The sequence below is a fragment of the Advenella sp. EE-W14 genome (assembly GCF_012923605.1).
In the GTDB taxonomy this organism is placed as follows: domain Bacteria; phylum Pseudomonadota; class Gammaproteobacteria; order Burkholderiales; family Burkholderiaceae_B; genus Advenella; species Advenella alkanexedens.
In genome coordinates, this window is sequence record NZ_JAAVNG010000008.1 from 62,641 (window position 1) to 78,364 (window position 15,724).

Sequence of the window (15,724 nt, forward strand, 5' to 3'; positions counted from 1 at the left end):
CCCTGTAGCGACTTCGGCGCGTAGCGGCGTCGGAGCAAAGTGGGCTGCACTTGCCACACCGCTATTAAAATAGAATTCAGAAAAACATCCGCCTGGAAATTATTCAACCAGCCCATTGCTTTATGACAGCACCCTGTCGCTTCGTTTGATTACCTCATTGTTTTATGCAACCACCTCGTCAGGCTTCGCCTGCCACCCCTCCACGGGAGGGGAATGAAAAACGCAGTCTGGGACATAAAGTCACAGACTGCGCATCAACATCTAATCAGGTTAGGGTATCTAAAACAGGTTAATACATCCAATCAGAATTAGATGGAATCATTCCGGATCAAATCCTTCGCAATAATAACTTGCTGGATCTGTGAAGTACCTTCATACAACCTGAACAAACGAACGTCACGATAGAAACGTTCAATACCGTACTCAGACACATAACCCGCACCGCCAAAAATCTGCACCGCACGGTCTGCCACGCGGCAGCACATCTCGGTAGAGAAATACTTCGCACAAGAAGCCAGGGCAGATACATTCTCGCCGGCATCGCGACGACGTGCCGCGTCAAGAATCATACACTCGGCTGCATAAATTTCAGCCTTGCTGTCTGCCAGCATGCCCTGCACCAACTGGAAGTTGGCAATAGGCTGACCAAACTGTTTGCGCTCTTTGGCATAATTCAGCGCATCACGCAACATCCGTTTGGCGGCACCGGTTGCGATAGACGAAATATGCAGACGACCCTTATCCAGTACTTTCATCGCGGTTTTGAAACCAACGCCTTCCACGCCACCAATCAGCTGGCTGGCAGGAATACGGCAGTTTTCAAAAATAACGTCACAAGTGTGAGCGCCTTTCTGGCCCATTTTCTTGTCGATTTTGCCTAATGACAAGCCGGGGGTGTTGGCTTCCACGATAAAAGCGGAAATGCCACCGGCACCTTTGATCTCGGTGGAGGTGCGTGCCATGACCGTGAAAATACCGGCATGGGGGGCGTTGGTAATAAAGCGTTTGGTACCGTTCAATACATAAAAATCACCATCGCGAACCGCTGTGGTACGCAGTGAGCCGGCATCAGAACCAGCTTCGGGCTCGGTCAGGGCGAAAGAGCCGATCAATTCACCGGCAGCCATGCGGGGCAGGTATTTTTCTTTTTGTTCGGGCGTACCATCAATAATAATGCCCGAACCGCCGATACCATTGTTGGTACCGATATAAGAACGGAAAGCGGGAGAAGTCTGGCCCAGCTCAAAGCCAATGCGCACTTCTTCTTCCATCGTCAAACCCAGACCGCCGTATTCTTCGGGCAAGGTCAGGCCAAAAAGGCCCAGCTCTTTCATTTGCTCAATGATTTCTGCGGGGATTTGATCAGTTTCCGCGACTTGCTCCTCGGCCGGGACGAGTACTTCGTTAATGAAGCGACGAAGGCTGTCCTCTAATAATGTCTGGGTTTCTTGATCTCTAATCATGATTTCAACTTCTCTGGTTTAGTAAAAAACTGCTGGAATGCCGCCTGTGCCTCGTCAGAAATAAGGCACTTGACAAAGGCTTCACGTTCGCAGTCAAGGGATTCGTTAATTAACGGGGTTAAAGTCCTTTTCAACAGGGACTTGGTGGTTTTTAATGATAACAAAGACTGTGCGGCCATGGTATTTGCAATTTTACTTGCTTTGTCCAGCGTTTCGCCCGGCGCAACCAGTTCGTTAATGAATTTGCTCTCTAAGGCTTCCTGGGCAGTGAAAGGCTGGCCAAGGTATAGCCACTCGTTGGCTTTGCGGATGCCTACATACTGTGCCAATAATACACTGGAAGCGCCTTCGGGGCATAACCCCAAGGGTACAAAAGGAATCCGGAAAGTCGTGTCGCTGGCGGCAATAATAAAATCGCAATGCATTAGCATGGTAACACCAATGCCAATCGCGGCACCTTCCACCGCGGCAATCACGGGAATATCGGTGTTAACCAGGGACCTTAAAAAACGCAGGCCCGCACTTTCGCCTTTGGGCTTGCTTTGGAAGTCACGCAGGTCATTGCCGGCGGTAAAGTATTGCTGGGTACCTTGCAGAATAATCGCATGCAAGTCGTTGCGTCCGGTGGTCGATTCAAATGCCTGCGTAAGCGCGTCATAAGTGGCCGTATCCAGGGCATTGCGCCGCTCGGGGCGGTTAATCGTAATCGTCAGCACTTTATTGTGCTCGGAAAGTAAAACAGTTTGCGTCATGGGTTCTTTGCCAGGGGTAGGAGTGACAGTGGTGTGAGGGGCATGAGCATAAAAGTTACAGTTCTGCCATAATGCGCTGACGGGCAGCGTCATATTCCCGCTTCATGTTTTTAACGATGTCGGCCGCACTTTCAACCGCATCAATACTGCCGACCCCCTGGCCTGCACCCCAAATATCTTTCCATGGCTTGACCCGGGTAGAACCAAAGTTGGTGGCCAGTTTTTCTTCTTCGGTCAGACTTTCGGGATTCAGGCCTGATGCAACGATGCTGGGAATGAGATAGTTGCCGGGAATGCCGGTAAAAAACGGGGTGTATAAAATATCCTTGGCTGACGATTCCACAATCATTTTTTTGTAGCGTTCATCGGCATTGGCTTCATGGCTGGCAATAAAGCGTGTGCCAATATAGGCAAAGTCCGCACCCAGGGCCCGGGCGGCCAGAACGCTGCTGCCATTGGTAATGGAGCCGGAAAGGGCGATGGGGCCATCAAAGAACTTGCGCACTTCGGGCAAAATGGCAAAGGGACTGAGTTTGCCGGCATGGCCACCCGCGCCACTGGCCACCAGGATAAGGCCGTCCACACCGGCCTCCAGGGCTTTTTCTGCATGGCGAATGGTGGTTACGTCATGGAAAACCAAACCGCCCCACTCGTGCACGTGCTTGACCACGTCATCGGGCGCGCGCAGGCTGGTAATAATCATGGGAACCTTATGTTTGGCGCAGGTTTGCATGTCGTTATCAAGCCGGTCATTGGAAGCGTGAATGATCTGGTTGATGGCGTAAGGTGCCACTTTGCGACCGGGTTCCTTGCTGCGCACATCGTCAAGGGTTTCACTGATTTGCGCCAGCCAGTCATCAAGCAGCTCGGAAGGGCGGGCATTTAAGGCTGGCATAGACCCAATAACACCGCTTTTACACTGCTCAATCACCAGGGTGGGGCTTGAAACGATGAACATGGGTGAACAAATAACGGGTAATGTCATTTGCTGGTGAAGTTTTTCAACGATAGGGTGTGCCATTGTATATGCCTCTGAATGAAGTTGTTGTTTTGCTATGCGGTATGGAATTGGGCCGGAAAGTTATCTCACCAGGCACCTGGCCTGATTCAATACGCTATTCCAATAGTTGATTTTAACGGGTAACGCTACCCTGTGCTAATCAGATTTGGTGAATGCCTTAATCGGTTGGGATGAAGTTGAAGGCGGGTGTAAAATGTTTTAGCGTAAAGGCCCTTTATTCCGCATGGCAAAATATATTTTCATTATTGATCCGGTATGGTAGCATTCATGGCAAATGATCGGCCTTGGTAACAGGGGAAGGCTCAGGCTTTCCTGCCATATATGCCAAGGCCAATTATTACCAAATGAAAACTCATAAAAGATGCTGACTATAAATAAAAGAACATGACACTATCCAAGCGTACCAACAGCTCAGTAAGCCTGACTGATTCGGTTATACAAAAATATAAAGATGACCGTCATTTTGTGACTGCTCTGGCCCGCGGTCTTGAAGTCCTGGCGTGTTTCCGTTCAGGCAACAAGGTGCTGAGCAACCAGGAAATTGCCCAGCGCTGCGGTTTGCCCAAGTCAACGGTTTCACGGCTTACCTCCACCTTGATTAAACTGGGTTATTTAACCCAGGATGAAACCAGTGGAAAATACCGTTTGGGTATGGCTACCCTGTCATTGGGCGTGGGGATGCTGGCCAAGCTGGATATTCGTCAGCTGGCGCGTCCGCTGATGCAAGAGGTAGCCGATTTTTCCCAGGGTATGGTAACGCTGGGCGCCCGTGACCGGCTTTCCATGCTGTATATAGAAAACTGCCGCAGCCGTTCGGCGCTTACGCTCAGCCTTGATGTGGGTGCCCGTATTCCGATTGCCACGTCATCCATGGGAAGAGCGTATCTGGCTGAGTCAAGCCTGGCCGAGCGTAACGAGATTATAGAGCGAGTGCAAGAGCTGGATGAGCAGTCAAGTGAGGCGATTATTGACGGGATTAACCAGGCAATGCGGGATTATGAGCGCCTGGGGTGCACGTGCTCTTTTGGTGATTGGTTAAAAGACGTGAATGCGATTGCGGTGGGTGTGAATTTGGGCCCCAATTACCCGATCATGGCGCTTAGCTGCGGTGGGCCTTCCTTTAGCTTGTCTGCCGATTTTCTACTTGAAGAAGTCCGTCCGCGGTTGCAGGGAATTGTGCAGCGGCTGAAAGAATCCATGGGGCAGGTGTAGGGGGGGCACATCTCGCTCCCGCGTGGGAGCGAGGGTGTAAGCGGTTTAAGCTGGGCGCTTTTCAATCAGCGAAAATACCCCGCTGGCGTTGAACACATTCTTGCCTTTTCTCGTTCCCATGCTCCTGCGTGGGAACGCCAGGTTTCTAAATAAACAGCGCGGTGATTCACCTTGCAGGTTTGCTCCGACGCCGCTGCGCGCCGAAGTCGCTGCACCTGCAAGGTGAATCCCCGCTTTGTCAGTTTCAAGAAGGCTGGTTCACAGGTTGGTTTTTTCAGCGGTGGCAGAAGCCTGATCCAGTTCCCATGCTCTGCGTGGGAGCTCCTTCAGCATTGCAGAATGTGCAGCGCAGTTTGAGGTGAACTTCCTTCTGAATTCTGAATTAACGCAAGTGTGACAAGTACACCCCCCACTGCAGCGACTTCGGCGCGAAGCGGCGTCGGAGCAAAGTGGGGGGTGTACTTGGCGCACGTTGTTTGCCAGTAGTTTGGTTTTATGCATTTCCGGGCAGGAGTGGGTTGGTGCTATTTTTGGGTATGCATTCCCACGCAGGAGCATGGGAACGAGTGGGAGAGTGAGCTGATGCTGTTTTGGGATAGGCATTCCCACGCAGAGCGTGGGAACGAGGGGCATCTCGCTCCCGCGTGGGAGCGAGGGTGTAAGCGGTTTAAGCTGGGCGCTTTTCAATCAGCGAAAACACGCCGCTGGCGTTGAACACATTCTTGCCTTCAACCGTGAGTGCACAGCTGGCAAAAATCATCCGTTTGCCGGCACGATGAATCTTGACCCGTGCCTCCACCCAATCGCCGGCTTTGGCCGGTGACATAAACTCGCTATTCAGCGTCACCGTCACAAAAGCCACCGGATGGTCGTAATGGGCCAGGATCGCATCACCGAAAGCATTATCGGCAATCGTCATCATCGTGCCACCATGGGCCACCCCGATCTTATTCAAATGCTCGTGAGTCAGGCGGATACCTAAAACAGTATGTTTGCCATTCTCATCAACCTGCTCATAATAAGGGCCCGTCAAATCTGAAAAAGGGCTGTTCCTGTTCAACAAACGGAACCCGCTGGGAATATCGTGATTGCTCATGGTGTTATTAGTATGTAAAAAAGTTAATTCAAAGGGACGTCAAGCATATCACTATAGCGTTGCATATGGAAATCGTGATCGCCAAACATCGTGTTAATCAAATTCACACGCTTGAAAAAATGCGCCACATTCAGCTCATCGGTAACCCCCATGCCACCGTGCATCTGCACCGCTTCCTGGCTAACCTTGCGAGCCAGTTTGCTAATATAAGCTTTCGCGCCTGATGCCTTGAAAATCCGGTGCTGCAGGCTTTTGTTCTGCATCTCGATCGCGGCCAGCAGTGCCATTGAGTTTGCCTGCTCGGCGGCAATCGCCATATCAGCCATGCGGTGTTGCAAAGCCTGGAACGTGCCAATCGCCACGCCAAACTGCTTGCGGGTTTTTAAATACTCAAGGGTGGCATCATTCAAAGCTTTAATTAACCCAACCAGTTCGGCGCACAAGGCCACGTTGGTTTGGGCAATTGCATCCATAATCGCGGGCAGGGCCTTGCCTTCTTCACCAAGCAGGGCGCTGGCAGGCACTTCGGCATTGTCCAGCACGATATCAGCGGCATAATGGCCATCGTGGGTTTTGTAGGTTTTCAGTGTTACGCCGGGAGTGGCAGGGTCCAGCAGGAAAACGCTAATGCCTTCCTCATCGCCGGTTGCACCACTGGTGCGGGCTGATACCAAAAGCTGGCTGGCACTGGGGGCGTCGATGGCCATGGCTTTTTGTCCGCTAAGTACCCAACCGTTGGCCGATTTTGTGGCGCTGGTGGACACCATTTTTTCCAGGTAACGGAAGTCGGGTTCGTAATGGCCAAAGGCATAGGTGACAGAGCCGTCGGCAATTCCGGCAATGAGTGTTTCTTTTTGCTCTGCCGTACCCAACGCGTTAATCAGACCGCCTGAAAGCACTACGGTGCTGACATAAGGCTCTAAAATCAAGCCGGGAGCCAGCGCTTTCATGACCAGATATGTATCCAGTGGTGTACCGTTCAGGCCACCCAGGTCTTCATGAAAAGGCAGGGCCAAAATACCCAGCTCGGCGTAGGTATTCCAGGCATTGCGGTCATAGGCCTCTTCACTGGCGACCAGTTTTCTTCTTGCTTCAAAAGCATAGTCTTTGTTAATAAACCGGCTGATGGTATCTTCCAGCGCCAGCTGTTCTTCTGTGAAATTAAAATCCATGGAAAAGCTCCAGATATTCGTTTACTAAGTTCAGGTAAGTGGGTTCAATATCGCCGTTATGCCTTACAGGCCAAGAATCATCCGGCAAATAATGGATTTTTGCACTTCACTTGAACCGCCATAAATGGTTGTTTTGCGTACGTTGAACGAATTGCCCGTTAAATGATAAAAATCGGCCGGGAATGCGCTGCTGATATCTTCATGGGAAGAATCCATAATATGGGCAGGTGCGTAATTGCCCAAGGCCAGTGAGGCCAGTTCAGCGATGTCCTGTTGAATTTCGGAGCCTTTTACCTTAAGAATGGATGCCTCAGGGCCGGGTGTGTGCTGCTTGCCATCGGCCGACACCACTTTCAGGTTGGTGATTTCCAGCGCCATCAGATCCAGTTCAATCTGGGCCAGACGGTCACGGAAACGCGGATCTTCAATGAGCGGTTTGCCATTATTGCCAGGCTGCTTGCGGGCCATTTCCTTAACGCGGGCCAGTGCGGCCTTGGAGCGGCCAACCCGGGCAATATTGGTACGTTCATGGCCCAGCAGGAATTTGGCGTAAGTCCAGCCCTGGTTTTCTTCGCCCACCAAATTGGAAACGGGCACTCTTACGTTTTCAAACCATACTTCGTTCACTTCGTGTCCGTCGTCCAGCATAATGATGGGGCGTACGGTAATGCCGGGGGTTTTCATATCGATCAGCAAAAAGGAAATACCCGCCTGTTTGCGTACTTCAGGGTCGGTGCGCACCAGACAGAAAATCCAGTCGGCGTGCTGGGCCAGGGTGGTCCAGGTTTTTTGGCCATTCACGATGTAGTGATCGCCATCGCGCACGGCAGTGGTTTTCAAAGAGGCCAGATCCGAGCCGGCGCCGGGTTCGGAATATCCCTGGCACCACCAGTCTTCGCCTGAAATAATACGGGGCAGGAAACGGTCCTTGATTTCCTGTGAGGCATATTTCTGGATAACCGGTGCCACCATTTTCAGCCCGAAAGACAGCTGCTCAGGTGCACCATAAGTGGCACATTCTTCTTCAAAAATATGACGTTGCACGGCATCCCAGCCAGTGCCACCATATTCAACCGGCCAGGCGGGTGCGCCCCAGCCCTGACGGTATAAGGTTTTTTGCCATTCCACCCGCTCCTGTTTGCCTAGCGGTTCGCAGTTGAAAATTTTTGCCCTGATACTGTCACTGACGTTATTTTTCAGGAAAGTCCTGACTTCTTCCCGGAACGCGAGCTGTTCCGCATTGAAATTGATATCCATGGTTATATCTCTGTAGAGTTTAAGAAGAATAGGTAATTCTGCATTGCAAAATGAAAATCTTTAAAATGGAATTATCATACCTTGAATTCGCCCTCATTAAAAGCATCGTGTTTTAACCGGCATATCATTAAGAATAAGGTATTTGGCGAATAATATGGTGTATTATTATTGGAATCCGTTATTTCCGCATTGCGGAATTGTTAATAACAAAGTAGTTTGAATAGCCCTTTGGAGCCAGATTAAGAATGAGTCACGCAACTTATGAAATTAAAGATCGTGTAGCTTTAATTACGTTTCAGAACCCTCCCGTCAATGGAATGAGCTACGAGCTCAGGAAAAGCCTGGTTGTTTTTGTTGATCAGGCCGAAGCGGACAGTGGGGTTGATGCCATTGTCATTACCGGTTCCGCACGCGCGTTTTCAGGTGGTGCCGATGTGACCGAATTTGGCACCCCCAAGGTTTTGCAGCAACCCATTCTGCGCGTCGTGATTGAAGTACTTGAAAATGTCACCAAGCCGGTTGTGGCCGCCATTGATGGCGTTTGCCTGGGCGGTGGCCTTGAGCTGGCCCTGGGTGCCCACTACCGTGTGGCCGCAGCCCATGCGCAAATCGGTCTTCCTGAAGTGAAGCTGGGCCTGTTGCCTGGCGCGGGTGGTACACAACGCCTGCCACGTGTGGTCGGGCTGGAAAAAGCCTTGCACATGATTACCACCGGGCAAATCATCAAGGCCAAGGCGCTGGCCGATACCGCTTTGCTTGATAAAGTGGTTGAAACTGACGTGGTTGATGCTGCCATCGCTTTTGCCAAAGAAGTGGTTGCACAAAATCTGCCGCTCAAGCGTGTGCGTGATATTGAAATCAGCCCCGAGGGTGCCCGTGAAATCCTTGATGCCGCCCGTGAGAAGCTTGAAAATGGCAAGAAAGGCCAAATCGCTCCGCTCAAATGCCTGGATGCGGTACAAGCCAGTGTTTTCATGTCATTCGATGAAGGTCTGAAATACGAGCGTGAATTGTTCCTGCAGCTCATGAGCTCTCCCGAGTCTGCGGCCATGCGTCATATTTTCAGTGCCGAACGTGCGGCCACCAAGATTCCTGACGTGCCCGCCGATACCTTGTTGCGCAAGGTTGAAAAAGTGGGTGTGATTGGTGCCGGTACCATGGGTGGCGGTATCAGCATGAACTTCCTGAACGTCGGTATTCCGGTGGTGTTGCTCGAGCAGAAGCAGGAAGCCCTGGACCGTGGTGTGGCCACCATTCGCCGCAACTACGAAAACACCATGAAAAAAGGTCGTATTACGGCAGAACAGGTTGAAGAAAGAATGGCATTGCTGTCAACCACCCTTAGCTACGATGATTTTGCCGATGTCGACCTGGCGATTGAAGCGGTATTTGAAAACATGGATGTCAAAAAAGCCGTATTTTCAGAGTTGGACCGTGTCATGAAAAAAGGCGCCATCCTGGCTTCCAACACCTCTACCCTTGACCTTAACGTGATTGCCGGTTTTACCAGCCGCCCCGAAGATGTCATTGGCCTGCACTTTTTCAGTCCTGCCAACGTCATGAAATTGCTGGAAATCGTGCGTGGTGAAAAAACCGCGAAAGATGTGCTGGCCACATCCATTGCACTGGGCAAGAAAATCGGTAAAAAACCGGTGGTCTCTGGTGTTTGTGACGGCTTCATTGGCAACCGCATGCTGTATGCCTACCGTGATGCGGCCGATAACGCCATGCTGGCCGGTGCATCACCTTCACAAATTGATAAAGCCCTTGAGAACTTCGGTTTTGCCATGGGTCCATACCGTGTTGCCGATCTGGCCGGTCTGGATATTGGCTGGGCCGTGCGCAAGCGTCGTGCAGAAGCCAATCCTGAAGCCTATGTGCCGGTGGTGGCCGACCGCATTTGTGAAGCGGGCCGCTTTGGCCAGAAAACCGGTGCGGGCTGGTACAAATATGAGGCTGGTAACCGTACGCCTATTGTTGATCCAGTGGTTGAGAACATTGTCAGGGAATTCCGCGAAGCCCGTGGTATCACACCGCGTGAGGTCAGTGACCAGGAAATTGTTAACCGCTGCGTTTACGCGCTGGTTAATGAAGGTGCCAAGATTCTGGAAGAGGGCATTGCCCTGCGTGCTTCCGACATTGACGTTGTTTACCTGAACGGCTATGGTTTCCCGGCTCATCGTGGCGGCCCAATGCACTATGCACAGCAGGTTGGCCTGTTTAATGTCGTACGGGCCATCAAGCGGTTTGCCGCTGCTTCCGAAGCAGAAGCCAGGTTCTGGCAGGTTTCTCCGTTGCTTGAAAAACATGCAGAATCCAACGAACCCCTGAAATAAGCAATTAGTACGACAGGATACGTTAAAATTAACGATCTCAAAGACAGTACTGATATCCCGAATGGCACGCAAATGGCCATTCGGGATTAATTGCTACGGTGTAAAAATCAGGCTGCCTTTGTGCTGATTGATCACATTTTCATTAGTCGTAAACTTAAGGCTTTAGATATGATAAATAAAATTTGTGGCAGCGTTGAAGAAGCTGTCGCGGACGTATTTGACGGCGCTACCGTCCTGATTGGCGGTTTCGGCGGTGCCGGTCATCCGACCGAATTGATTCACGCCCTTATTGACCAGGGTGCCCGTGATCTGACGGTTGTCAATAACAATGCGGGTAACTTTGAGACCGGTCTGGCAGCCCTGATTAAGGCAGATCGCGTTCGCAAAATCATCTGTTCATTTCCGAAGTCATCCAATTCGAATGTTTTCAATGAGAAATACAAGGCCGGTAAGATCGAGCTCGAGTGTGTGCCACAGGGTACGATTGCCGAGCGTCTGCACGCAGCCGGTGCCGGTTTAGGTGGTTTCTATACCCGTACCAGCTACGGTACCGATTTGGCCAAAGGCAAGGAAACCCGCGAAATCAATGGTCAGCACTATGTGTTTGAGTATCCCATTCATGGTGATTTTGCATTCGTTCTGGCTGAAAAGGGTGACCGCTGGGGTAACCTGGTGTACCGCAAGGCAGCACGCAATTTTGGTCCGGTCATGTGTCAGGCGGCCAAAACCACCATTGTTCAGGTTAAGCAAATTGTTGAACTGGGTGAACTGGATCCCGAGCATATCATTACACCGGGCATTTTCGTGAACCGCGTGGTTCAGGTTGAAAATCCTCATATCTCTAGCTAAGGAAAACAATAAAATGGAAAAGTTCACACGCGAGCAAATGGCGGAACGCCTGGCAAAAGATATTCCTCCTGGCAGCTATGTAAACCTGGGAATTGGTATTCCCGTCCTGGTGGCCAATTACCTTAACCCTGAAGATGAAGTGTTGCTGCATAGCGAAAACGGTATTCTGGGAATGGGCCCAACCCCGCCTGAAGGGGAAGAGGATTTTGAGTTGATCAACGCCGGTAAACAGCCGGTAACCCTGCTAACAGGCGGCTCTTTCTTCCATCACGTGGATTCTTTCGCCATCATGCGTGGCGGTCACCTTGATTTATGTATCATGGGTGGCATGCAGGTTGCCGCCAATGGTGACCTGGCCAACTGGTCGCTGGGTCGTCCCGGTGAGCCTCCGGCAGTCGGTGGTGCCATGGATCTGGCCGTAGGTGCCAAGAAAGTGTATATCCTGATGGAGCACAACTCCAAAGACGGTTCTCCCAAAATTCTTGAAAAATGTACCTTGCCTGTTACCGGCCTGGGTGTGGTCAGCCGTATTTATACCGATATCGCCGTGCTTGAGATTACCCCCGAGGGTGTCAAGGTTATTGAAAAGCTGGTGGATATCAGTGATGAGGACTTGCAGGCTCGCACAGGTGCGAAACTCATTTTCTAATCGTTTTTAATTTTTTTATCTTTTTCTGGAAATCAGCAAAATGACTAATGCATATATTTGTGATGCCGTTCGTACTCCTATCGGCCGTTACGCCGGCAGTCTGTCTACCGTTCGTACCGATGACCTGGCTGCCTTGCCTATCAAGGCGCTGGTAGAGCGTAATCCTTCCATCAACTGGGCCGAACTGGACGATATTATTTACGGTTGTGCCAACCAGGCGGGTGAAGATAACCGTAACGTGGCCCGTATGGCCGGTTTGCTGGCCGGTCTGCCGGTTGAAGTGCCCGGTGCCACCCTGAACCGTTTGTGCGCATCCAGTCTTGATGCGATTGGTACCGCTGCCCGTGCGATCAAATCCGGTGAAGTTGACCTGATGATTGCCGGTGGTGTTGAAAGCATGTCACGTGCTCCATTCGTCATGGGTAAGGCCGAAACCGCTTTTTCACGGACTGCCAAAATTGAAGACACCACTATTGGCTGGCGTTTTGTCAATCCCAAGATGAAAGAGCAGTACGGCATTGACTCCATGCCTGAAACGGCTGAAAACGTCGCTGATGATTTCAAGGTTTCCCGTGAAGACCAGGATGCTTTCGCCCTGCGTAGCCAGCAACGTGCCGCACGTGCGATTGCAGAAGGTGTTTTCAAGGAAGAAATCATCCCGGTTTCCATTCCCCAGAAAAAAGCCGATCCTAAAATTTTTGACACCGATGAGCACCCACGTGCCACCACAGCCGAAACACTGGCCAAACTGAAAGGTGTGGTTCGTCAGGGGGGGTCAGTGACTGCCGGTAACGCCTCGGGTGTTAACGACGGTTCATGTGCTGTATTGCTGGCTTCTGACGAAGCCGTCAAAAAATACGGCCTGACCCCCAAGGCACGTGTGGTTGCCATGGCAACCGCCGGTGTTGCGCCACGCATCATGGGTTTTGGTCCTGCACCTGCCATTCGCAAGGTATTGGACAAAGCAGGTTTGACTCTTGATCAAATGGATGTGATCGAGTTGAACGAAGCATTTGCCGCACAGGCATTGGCCGTTACCCGTGACCTGGGCCTGGCCGATGATGCCGAGCACGTGAACCCCAATGGTGGCGCCATTGCCCTGGGTCACCCCTTGGGTGCATCAGGTGCCCGCCTGGTAACCACTGCCATGTATCAGCTGCAACGCACTGGTGGCCGTTATGCCTTGTGCACCATGTGTATTGGTGTTGGCCAGGGTGCTGCCGTTATTATCGAACGCGTTTAATGCTTGTCTGGCAGCCCTGTTTTCCTTTCTGGGCAGTGGGGCTGTCAATACAATGGTTCAATAATCAAGAAACCCAATCCTGTTATATACGGGCTTGGGTTTTTTGTTTGTACGCGAAGCATTTATTTTTATTACAATGGGCAATTATTATTATTTGCCTTGCTTGAAAAATCGAATGAATAAACCTCATTACCCTCATCCCATAATTGCCAAAGAGGGTTGGCCCTTTCTGGCAATTTCCATTGTCGCCGCTCTGATCGTTTCGCTCTGGTCTTTTGCCGTTTCCATTCCGTTCTGGATTATTGCCCTGTTTGTCTTGCAGTTTTTCCGTGATCCACAGCGGGTCGCTCCGGAGGGGGACAATTTGGTGTTGTCACCGGCCGATGGGCGCATTGTGGCGGTTGAAGAGGTGTATGATATTTATGCGCAGCGCGATGCCATCAAAATCAGTGTTTTCATGAATGTCTTCAATGTGCATTCCAACCGCTCTCCTGTTGATGGTACGGTTAAAAAAGTCCAGTATTTTTCAGGCAAGTTTTTTAATGCCGCCCTCGATAAGGCCTCGCTGGAAAACGAACGTAACGCCATGGTGCTTGAAACGCCCGACGGACGCACCGTTACCGCTGTGCAGGTGGCCGGTCTGGTTGCCAAGCGTATTTTATGTTATGCAAAACAGGGTGATGAGCTCAAGCGTGGCCAGCGTTACGGTTTTATCCGTTTTGGCTCCCGGGTAGACGTTTATCTGCCTTTGGGCTCCCGTCCAAGAGTTGTTATTGGTGATAAAGTCAGTGCCACCAGCACGGCCCTGGCCGATTTACCTGCTGAATAGTAAAACATCATGAATGATCTCCAACGCCGTCGCAGTGTTTACCTCCTGCCTAATGCTTTTACCACCGCCAATTTGTTTGCCGGGTTTTATGCCATTGTGCAGGCCATGAATGGCCAGTTTGAGGTGGCGGCCATTGCCATTTTTGCCGCCATGGTGCTTGATGCCATGGATGGCCGGGTGGCCAGGATGACCAATACGCAGTCGTCCTTTGGCGAGCAATATGACTCCATGTCAGATATTGTTTCTTTTGGGGTGGCGCCCGCCTTGGTGATGTATGAGTACCTGCTGCAGGATATTGGCCGTTGGGGCTGGATTGCCGCTTTTATTTATGTGGCTGGAGCAGCTATTCGACTGGCCCGTTTCAATACCAATATCGCGGTGGTGGACAGTCGTTTTTTCCAGGGTTTGCCCAGCCCATCGGCAGCCGCCCTGGTGGCCGGATTTGTCTGGCTTTCCGTGGATAATAAAATTCCCAACTACGAGTTCCAGGCCTGGATTGCTTTTGCAATTACCACTTATACCGGTATTACCATGGTGTCGAATGCGCCATTTTTCAGTGGCAAGTCAATGACTCTCGAGAAAAAACTGTCACCGGCCACCATTATGCTGGCGGTTGTATTGGTTTTTGCCGTTGTGTCGGCTGATCCTCCGATTGTACTGTTTGGGCTGTTTGTCATTTATGGTTTGTCAGGTTGGGGCATTTGGTATGTGCGCTGGCGTAAAATCCGCCAGCGTTACGACAGCCGTCATAACCCCGATGATCCGCCCGTTTAATCGTAGAACCAGCGCTCATAGCGGGGATCGGGGCCTGAATGGTAATGGGTCACAGCCTCGCCATCGCGTCCGAAATAAACATACATGACTGAATTCCAGACATTGCTTTGTTTGTAGCGGTAAGTCCAGACGACTTCATTTTTTTCACCCAGGCCAGTCCGGTCTATTTCAGCGGGTGGGCCAAATTCACAGGCGACATCAGCGGGTGTCCAGCGACCTTCGTTAAGTCGCTTGAAATGCGCATCGGTCAGCAAGGACTGGAGTTTGTCTATCAGGCCATCCTGGTTGACATTGGCACCATAGGCGTATTGTCCCATAGGCTGCTGGCTCCAGACCAGTCTTTGACGGCCATCAGGCAGGGTACAGCGGTAATTGGGTAAACCCAGCTGGTTTTCGACCAGGCCAAGGGGGCTGTTGGGCGGGATGTCCCGATAAGTGGTGCAGGCCGAAAGTGCCAGCAGGGAGCAGGCCAGCAGGGTTGGTTTAATCCACTTTTGTTGTGACAGAGTAAACATTTTGATTTCCTTTTTGTTGCCGAAGATAAATTGGGCATTATTTGGTGGAATCAGTTATAATGCTCTACTTAGCTCTTGCAGGTGTATGAAACTGGTATTGATGATACCTTTATCGCACAGGCATTGTTATATTTTATTTAATTTTTAATGGTAATTCACGGTAATGCCCCTCAGTGTTACCGCATGTCCCAGAGGAACTATTATGTCAGTATCAGATATCAAAAAATCAGAAATCGTTTCAGAATTTGCCCGTAAGGCAGGCGACACAGGGTCTCCTGAAGTTCAGGTTGCTTTGTTGACTGCACGCATCAATGAGTTGACCGGTCACTTCAAAACACACATGAAAGACCATCACTCACGTCGCGGTTTGCTGCGCATGGTTAGCCGCCGCCGCAAAATGCTCGATTACCTGAAAGGCCGTAACCCTGATTCTTACCGCGCTCTTATCGAAAAACTCGGTCTGCGTAAGTGATTTTTGGGGTTTTTGCCCAAGGATAAAACCGTGCACAGTACTATTTTGGTACTGTGCACGGTTTTTTTATTGTTGTTTATTTGC

At 50.9% G+C, this 15,724-nt stretch carries 15 protein-coding genes; 8 read left to right on the forward strand and 7 right to left on the reverse strand.

Going from position 1 to position 15,724, the window contains the following annotated elements:
• Positions 1-308: 308 nt before the first annotated feature.
• From HCX92_RS05890 to HCX92_RS05900, 3 genes are read right to left on the reverse strand one after another with little or no spacing between them, the layout of a single operon-like run.
• A complete protein-coding gene (locus tag HCX92_RS05890; protein WP_169294014.1) occupies positions 309-1,463 on the reverse strand; it encodes an acyl-CoA dehydrogenase family protein in 1,155 nt (384 codons plus the stop codon).
• Positions 1,460-2,215: an enoyl-CoA hydratase/isomerase family protein gene (locus tag HCX92_RS05895; protein ID WP_169294015.1), complete on the reverse strand. Its 756-nt coding sequence runs from the start codon at positions 2,213-2,215 to the stop codon at positions 1,460-1,462. Before HCX92_RS05895 ends, HCX92_RS05890 begins: the two co-directional genes overlap by 4 nt.
• A 55-nt stretch (positions 2,216-2,270) precedes the next feature.
• The gene (locus HCX92_RS05900; protein ID WP_169294016.1) at positions 2,271-3,236 is read right to left on the reverse strand and encodes a nitronate monooxygenase family protein; all 966 of its coding nucleotides are present in this window, start codon (positions 3,234-3,236) and stop codon (positions 2,271-2,273) included.
• A gap of 384 nt (positions 3,237-3,620) precedes the next feature.
• Between HCX92_RS05900 and HCX92_RS05905 the strand changes: the two genes are divergently transcribed.
• Entirely contained in the window at positions 3,621-4,448 is an 828-nt protein-coding gene (locus tag HCX92_RS05905; RefSeq protein WP_169294017.1) for an IclR family transcriptional regulator, read from the forward strand.
• 667 nt (positions 4,449-5,115) lie between these two features.
• Here HCX92_RS05905 and HCX92_RS05910 read toward each other — a convergent pair.
• The 3 genes from HCX92_RS05910 to HCX92_RS05920 all read right to left on the reverse strand — a co-directional run bounded on the left by HCX92_RS05910 (position 5,116) and on the right by HCX92_RS05920 (position 7,973).
• A complete protein-coding gene (locus tag HCX92_RS05910; RefSeq protein WP_169294018.1) occupies positions 5,116-5,544 on the reverse strand; it encodes a PaaI family thioesterase in 429 nt (142 codons plus the stop codon).
• Positions 5,545-5,567: 23 nt separating this feature from the next.
• Positions 5,568-6,716 carry an acyl-CoA dehydrogenase family protein gene (locus tag HCX92_RS05915; protein WP_169294019.1) on the reverse strand — a complete coding sequence of 383 codons (1,149 nt, stop codon included), beginning with the start codon at positions 6,714-6,716 and terminating at the stop codon, positions 5,568-5,570.
• Positions 6,717-6,779: 63 nt separating this feature from the next.
• The gene (locus HCX92_RS05920) at positions 6,780-7,973 is read right to left on the reverse strand and encodes an acyl-CoA dehydrogenase family protein (RefSeq protein WP_169294020.1); all 1,194 of its coding nucleotides are present in this window, start codon (positions 7,971-7,973) and stop codon (positions 6,780-6,782) included.
• Positions 7,974-8,218: 245 nt separating this feature from the next.
• On the opposite strand from HCX92_RS05920, the gene HCX92_RS05925 reads away from it, so the two are divergent.
• The 6 genes from HCX92_RS05925 (at position 8,219) to pssA (ending at position 14,653) form a co-directional block, all read left to right on the forward strand.
• The gene (locus HCX92_RS05925; protein WP_169294021.1) at positions 8,219-10,309 is read left to right on the forward strand and encodes a 3-hydroxyacyl-CoA dehydrogenase NAD-binding domain-containing protein; all 2,091 of its coding nucleotides are present in this window, start codon (positions 8,219-8,221) and stop codon (positions 10,307-10,309) included.
• 168 nt (positions 10,310-10,477) lie between these two features.
• A complete protein-coding gene (locus HCX92_RS05930) occupies positions 10,478-11,158 on the forward strand; it encodes a 3-oxoacid CoA-transferase subunit A (protein WP_169294022.1) in 681 nt (226 codons plus the stop codon).
• Positions 11,159-11,171: 13 nt separating this feature from the next.
• A complete protein-coding gene (locus HCX92_RS05935) occupies positions 11,172-11,807 on the forward strand; it encodes a 3-oxoacid CoA-transferase subunit B (protein ID WP_169294023.1) in 636 nt (211 codons plus the stop codon).
• Between the two features lie 40 nt (positions 11,808-11,847).
• Positions 11,848-13,050 carry a 3-oxoadipyl-CoA thiolase gene (gene pcaF, locus HCX92_RS05940; protein ID WP_169294024.1) on the forward strand — a complete coding sequence of 401 codons (1,203 nt, stop codon included), beginning with the start codon at positions 11,848-11,850 and terminating at the stop codon, positions 13,048-13,050.
• Positions 13,051-13,225: 175 nt separating this feature from the next.
• Positions 13,226-13,879 carry a phosphatidylserine decarboxylase gene (locus HCX92_RS05945; protein WP_169294025.1) on the forward strand — a complete coding sequence of 218 codons (654 nt, stop codon included), beginning with the start codon at positions 13,226-13,228 and terminating at the stop codon, positions 13,877-13,879.
• A gap of 9 nt (positions 13,880-13,888) precedes the next feature.
• A complete protein-coding gene (gene pssA, locus HCX92_RS05950; protein ID WP_169294026.1) occupies positions 13,889-14,653 on the forward strand; it encodes a CDP-diacylglycerol--serine O-phosphatidyltransferase in 765 nt (254 codons plus the stop codon).
• On the opposite strand, the gene HCX92_RS05955 is transcribed toward pssA, so the two are convergent.
• Positions 14,650-15,168, reverse strand: a complete 519-nt coding sequence (locus HCX92_RS05955) for a hypothetical protein (protein WP_169294027.1) — start codon at positions 15,166-15,168, stop codon at positions 14,650-14,652. The two genes, pssA and HCX92_RS05955, sit on opposite strands and share 4 nt — an antisense overlap.
• Positions 15,169-15,370: 202 nt before the next feature.
• Here HCX92_RS05955 and rpsO point away from each other — a divergent pair, with 202 nt between their 5' ends.
• Entirely contained in the window at positions 15,371-15,640 is a 270-nt protein-coding gene (gene rpsO, locus HCX92_RS05960) for a 30S ribosomal protein S15 (protein WP_169294028.1), read from the forward strand.
• The last annotated feature ends 84 nt before the right edge of the window (positions 15,641-15,724 follow it).